Consider the following 5,275-nt stretch of genomic DNA (forward strand, 5'->3'; position numbering starts at 1 on the left):
GGTTTTGTGTGGCTTCTCCACCCCTTTACCCCGCTCGGTGGGGGGGGCGCTTACTTCTGTCATTGGGCGCCGGGGGGGGGGGGGGGGGGGGGGGGCCCCCGCCCCACCCCCCGGTGCGTTCACTGCGGGTACTTCGGGTACTTCGGGTACTTCGGGTACTGCGGGGCACTGCCGGCCCTCCGGGTACGGCCGTACCGGCGGTGCCCCGGGGTGTTACTTGTTGATGCGGCTCGCGATTTCCTTGTCCGCGTCGGCGCCCGCCTTGGCGGCGTCCTCGCCCTTCAGGACCTTGGTCATGAACTCCTTGACCGGGTTCGGCTCGGTCTCGACGTTCGCCCAGCCCGGGGTCACCGGGGTGATCTTGCCGTTGGCGCCGGCCGTGGCCATCGCCTCGGCGAAGGAGCCCGCCGGCGGGGCGAAGTTCGCGCCCGCCTGGTTCGGGAGCAGCGCGCCCTTGGTCTCGGCCGCGTACTTGGTCATCTGGTCCTTGCCTGCGGCGAGGGCCAGCCACTCCTTGGCGAGGTCCTTGTTCTTGGAGCGCTCGGCGATCGCCAGGTTGGAGCCGCCGAGGAAGACGGTGCCCGGCTTGTCGGCGGTCTTGCCCGGGATCGGGAAGTAGCCGAAGTCGGCTTCCTTGCCCGCGTCCTTCAGCGCCTTCTCGGCACCGCCGGCCTCCCAGCCGAGACCGATCCAGGAGGCGACGCCGCCCTTGGGAACGACGTCGGTGGACTGCTGCGGGGTGGCCTCGTCCTTGTCCTTCGGAGCGGTCGAGAAGGACTGGAGCTTCTTGTAGAACTCCATCGCGGAAGCGGCCTGGGGGGTACCGAGACCGCCCTTCCACTTGTCGCCGTCCTTGGTGGCGAGGTCGCCGCCCTCGTCCCAGACGAAGCCCGCGAGGACGTACCAGCTCTGGCCGGGCAGGTAGATCGGCTGCGAGGCCGGGTCGGCCGCCTTCAGCTTCTCCAGGCCGGCGACCCACTCGTCGCGGGTCTTCGGCGCCGTGACGCCCGCCTTCTCGAAGGCCTTCTTGTCGTAGACGACGACGCGGTTGGCCGCGTACCACGGAGCGGAGTAGAGCTTGCCGTCGATCTCGGCCGAGGCCAGCATGCTCTTCTGCCAGGCGTCCGCGCCGAGCTTGGACTTGTCCTTGGTCAGGTCGGCGAGGCCACCGGTGACCGCGTAACCGGCGGTCTGGGTGTTGCCGAGCTCGAGGACGTCCGGGGGGGTGTTCTCGGAGAGGGCCGTGGTGACCTTCTCCTGGATGCCCTTCCAGGGCTGGACCTCGACCTTGACCGTGACGCCGGGGTGCTTGGCCGAGAACTCGGCGTTGACCGCGTCGATCCAGGTCTTGGGCGCGGAGCCGTCCATCACCCAGACGGTGATCTCCTTGGCGCCACCCGCGTCGGTCTTCGCCTTGTCGTCGCCGTCGTTGCCGCCACACGCCGCGACTCCGACCATCATGCCCGCGACACTGACCGCCGCGATGAGCTTGCGCTTCACGCCACCCTCCTCAGGGATGCTGCCTGCAACTTCCCTCGCCCGCCGCGGTGACTCAAAAGCGTCAAGTGCTGCCCGTGGGGCCGGGATCTGATCCATATTGGTGTAGACCAGTAACGGGAGCTTGGCCTAGACCTTTAGGGGTGTCAAGGGTCTAATGAGCGGGTGCTCGGTCCGTTATCGGACCGACACCTGGGGGAGGGAGGAGGCCTGTCCTCCCTCCCGTGTCACGATGTGACCGCACATATCGGAGGAGCCGGTGACGGCAACGAAACTGGAGTCGGGAAGGCGGGCGGCCATGGCCACCGAAGGGGCGACCACGGAGCCGGACGGCGGGGCGGCCACTCGCACGGCACGCGTGCCCAAGTACTACCGACTCAAGCGGCACTTGCTCGACATGACCGAAACACTGCCCCCGGGCACGCCGGTACCGCCCGAGCGCACGCTCGCGGCCGAATTCGACACCTCCAGGACCACGGTCCGGCAGGCGCTCCAGGAGCTCGTCGTCGAGGGGCGCCTCGAGCGGATCCAGGGGAAGGGCACCTTCGTCGCCAAGCCGAAGGTCTCCCAGCCGCTCCAACTCTCCTCGTACACCGAGGACATGCGGGCGCAGGGCCTGGAACCCACCTCCCAGCTCCTGGACATCGGCTACGTGACGGCCGACGACACCCTGGCCGGACTGCTGAAGATCACCACCGGTGGGCGGGTGCTGCGCATCGAGCGGCTCCGCCTGGCGAGCGGCGAACCGATGGCCATCGAGACCACCCACCTCTCGGCCAAGCGCTTCCCCGCGCTGCGCCGCTCGCTGGCCAAGTACACCTCCCTCTACACCGCCCTCGCCGAGGTGTACGACGTGCGCCTCGCCGAGGCCGAGGAGACCATCGAGACCTCGCTGGCCACCCCGCGGGAGGCCGGACTGCTCGGTACCGACGTCGGTCTGCCGATGCTGATGCTTTCGCGCCATTCGCTGGACGCCGACGGAGAACCCGTCGAGTGGGTGCGTTCCGTCTACCGCGGCGATCGTTACAAGTTCGTCGCCCGACTCCAGCGCCCCGCCGTCTGATTCGTAGTTGACTCTCGTTCCGCTATACGGACGGGGGCTTACGTCCACCGGGCGGTCCCCCGTAGATTCCCTGCGCTCGCGCAGATGATCAACGAGGGGACGAGGGATCATGCCGGAACCCGAAGCGGAAGCAACGGAACAAGAACGGAACACGGCGGGCCCGGGCACCACGCCGGGCTCGCCTTCTCCATCAGGGGGCCCGTCGGGCGCTCCGGGCGCGCTGGGGGGCATGTCTCCCCGCTCCGTGGCCCTCTGGGTGCTCGTCGGGCTCGTCGGCGCGATCGGCTGGGCCGTGCTGGCCCTGTCGCGCGGTGAGGAGATCTCGGCCGCCTGGCTGCTCGCCGCCGCGCTGGGCTCGTACGCCATCGGCTACCGCTTCTACGCGCGTTTCATCGCGACCCGCGTGCTGAAGGTGGACAAGACCCGCGCCACCCCGGCCGAACGCCTCGACAACGGCGTCGACTTCCACCCCACCGACCGGCGGGTGCTTTTCGGCCACCACTTCGCCGCCGTCGCCGGCGCCGGCCCGCTGGTGGGTCCCGTGCTCGCCTCGCAGATGGGCTACCTGCCCGGCACGATCTGGATCGTCGCGGGCGTGATCTTCGCGGGCGCGGTCCAGGACATGGTCACCCTGTTCTTCTCCACCCGGCGCAACGGCCGTTCGCTCGGCCAGATGGCCCGCGACGAGATCGGCCCGGTCGGCGGCGCCGCCGCGCTGGTCGCCGTGTTCGTCATCATGATCATTCTGCTGGCCGTGCTGGCCCTGGTCATCGTCAACGCCCTGGCGCACTCCCCGTGGGGCGTCTTCTCCATCGGCATGACCATCCCGATCGCCCTCTTCATGGGCTTCTACCTGCGCGTCCTGCGTCCCGGCCGGGTCACCGAGGTCTCCTTCGTCGGGGTCGCGCTGCTGCTGCTCGCCATCGTCGCGGGCGGCTGGGTCGCTGAGTCCTCGCTGGCGGACACCTTCACCCTGGAGAAGGAGACGCTGGTCCTCTGGATGATCGCGTACGGCTTCGTGGCGTCCGTGCTGCCGGTGTGGATGCTGCTCGCCCCGCGCGACTACCTCTCCACCTTCATGAAGGTCGGCACCATCGGCCTGCTGGCCGTGGGCGTGGTCGTCGCGATGCCGGTGCTGAAGATGCCCTCCGTCACCGACTTCGCCTCGCGCGGGGACGGCCCGGTCTTCGCCGGATCGATGTTCCCGTTCGTCTTCATCACCATCGCCTGCGGGGCGCTGTCCGGCTTCCACTCGCTGGTCTCCTCGGGCACCACCCCGAAGATGATCCAGAAGGAGACCCAGGTCAAGGTCATCGGCTACGGCGCGATGCTGACCGAGTCCTTCGTCGCCGTCATGGCGATCATCACGGCCTGCATCATCGATCCGGGCCTGTACTTCGCCGTCAACTCCCCCGGCGGGGTCGTCGGCGCCACCGTCGAGACCGCCTCGCAGGCGGTGACGAACTTCGGCTTCGCCATCTCCCCGGACGCCCTCGCGCAGGCCGCGAAGGACGTGGAGGAGTCCAGCCTGCTCTCCCGCACGGGCGGTGCGCCGACCTTCGCACTCGGAATGTCGGAGATCTTCTCGTCCGTGATCGGCGGCGCCTCGATGAAGGCGTTCTGGTACCACTTCGCGATCATGTTCGAGGCCCTGTTCATCCTCACCACCGTCGACGCGGGCACCCGCGTGGGCCGCTTCATGCTCCAGGACACCCTGGGCAACGTGCACAAGTCCTTCAAGGACATCAGCTGGAAGCCCGGCGTCTGGATCGCCAGCGCGGCCGTCGTCGGCGGCTGGGGCTACTTCCTGTGGGTCGGCGTCAAGGACCCGCTGGGCGGCATCAACCAGCTCTTCCCGCTGTTCGGCATCGCGAACCAGCTGCTCGCGGCGGTCGCCCTGGCCGTCTGCACCACGCTGCTGGTCAAGTCGAGCCGCCTGAAGTGGGCCTGGGTGACGGGTGTTCCGCTGGTCTGGGACGTGGCCGTCACACTCACCGCCAGCTACCAGAAGATCTTCTCGGACAACCCCAAGATCGGCTTCTTCGCGCAGCGGGACCTCTACCAGGACGGCATCGACGCCGGCAAGGTCCTCAAGCCCGCCAAGGACATGGGCGAGATGCACACCGTGGTCACCAACGCCACGGTGGACGGGGTCCTGTCGGTGTTCTTCGCGCTGCTCATCGTCATCGTGCTCCTGGACGCGGCCCGGACCTGCGTCAGGGCCGTCCGCAAGCCGGAGTCGGTCACCCTGGCCGAGGTCCCGTGGACCGAGTCCAGGATCATCGCCCCGGCCGGGCTGATCCCGACCGCCGAGGAGCGGGCCGAACTCGCCGCGGCCGGCCTCGACTCGGGCGGGGGCCGGGCGCAGGACCCCGTGCGAGAACCCGCGTGAGCGGCCTGCGGCGCGTCCTGGGCCGGGCCCGGTTCTTCCTGCGGGAGTTCTCGGGCGAGGCGGCGTACGACCGCCACGTCGCCCACGCCCGTACGCACGACCCGGACGCCCCGGTCCCCACCCGCCGGGCCTTCGAGCGGGCCCGCATGGACGCCCGCGAGGCCGACCCGCGCGAGGGCTTCCGCTGCTGCTGAACCCGTAAGTTCAAGAGGGCCGTCACGTCTCCGCCCGTGGCGGGGGAACCGGTCGGGCCGCACGGGGCGCACACGGTGGCGGGTGACCCCCCCCACGCCAACCCAGCGGCGTCTGACACAAAACCAAGG

Annotated in this window: 4 protein-coding genes; 3 read left to right on the top strand and 1 reads right to left on the bottom strand. The window is 69.4% G+C overall.

All coding sequences use genetic code 11. The features are described from left to right. Nucleotides 1-213: 213 nt before the first annotated feature. Nucleotides 214-1,500, bottom strand: coding sequence for an extracellular solute-binding protein (locus tag ACWF9Z_RS26880; protein ID WP_453605982.1), 1,287 nt, complete (start codon nucleotides 1,498-1,500; stop codon nucleotides 214-216). 295 nt (nucleotides 1,501-1,795) lie between these two features. Here ACWF9Z_RS26880 and ACWF9Z_RS26885 point away from each other — a divergent pair, with 295 nt between their 5' ends. The 3 genes from ACWF9Z_RS26885 (at nucleotide 1,796) to ACWF9Z_RS26895 (ending at nucleotide 5,146) form a co-directional block, all read left to right on the top strand. Next, nucleotides 1,796-2,560, top strand: coding sequence for a GntR family transcriptional regulator (locus ACWF9Z_RS26885; RefSeq protein WP_356649418.1), 765 nt, complete (start codon nucleotides 1,796-1,798; stop codon nucleotides 2,558-2,560). A gap of 229 nt (nucleotides 2,561-2,789) precedes the next feature. Beyond that, entirely contained in the window at nucleotides 2,790-4,952 is a 2,163-nt protein-coding gene (locus ACWF9Z_RS26890; protein WP_453605984.1) for a carbon starvation CstA family protein, read from the top strand. Next, the gene (locus ACWF9Z_RS26895) at nucleotides 4,949-5,146 is read left to right on the top strand and encodes a CstA-like transporter-associated (seleno)protein (RefSeq protein WP_453605986.1); all 198 of its coding nucleotides are present in this window, start codon (nucleotides 4,949-4,951) and stop codon (nucleotides 5,144-5,146) included. Before ACWF9Z_RS26890 ends, ACWF9Z_RS26895 begins: the two co-directional genes overlap by 4 nt. Nucleotides 5,147-5,275 lie beyond the last annotated feature (129 nt).

The sequence above is a fragment of the Streptomyces sp. NPDC054961 genome (assembly GCF_053609145.1).

What these genes read in the sequence shown, in the direction of transcription:
- ACWF9Z_RS26890 (WP_453605984.1), top strand. Translation starts at nt 2,790, where the DNA reads ATGTCTCCCCGCTCCGTGGCCCTCTGGGTGCTCGTCGGGCTCGTCGGC.
- ACWF9Z_RS26885 (WP_356649418.1), top strand. Translation starts at nt 1,796, where the DNA reads ATGGCCACCGAAGGGGCGACCACGGAGCCGGACGGCGGGGCGGCCACT.